1 pseudogene is annotated in these 314 nt (G+C 59.6%); it reads left to right on the forward strand.

Annotated features, from left to right (window positions below):
* A pseudogene (locus EOD29_RS31050) lies at positions 1-314 on the forward strand (chromosome partitioning protein ParA); the annotation flags it as partial.

Below are 314 nucleotides of genomic sequence, written 5' to 3' on the forward strand. Positions count from 1 at the left end.
GAATTCCGCGATCGCTTCTTCCGCACCGGTGACGATGTCAAGGATATGCTCGACGTCGAATCACTTGGCGTCATGCCGTTGATCGAGAACAACGTCGAGGATCCGACGCTCGTCGATCCCGGGAACCCGCGAAGCATCGCCAGGGGCGGCAAGACCACGACCTATGTCGAGGAGCATCCGCTGTCGGCATTCGCCGAGACGCTTCGAAGCGCGAAGATCGCGATCGATATCAGTGCCTCCGACCAGCGCTGCAAAGTCATCGGTGTGGTGTCGAGCTTGCCCGGTGAAGGCAAGTCGACGACCGCCATCAATTT

The sequence above is a fragment of the Mesorhizobium sp. M1A.T.Ca.IN.004.03.1.1 genome, from assembly GCF_003997555.1.
GTDB lineage: Bacteria > Pseudomonadota > Alphaproteobacteria > Rhizobiales > Rhizobiaceae > Mesorhizobium.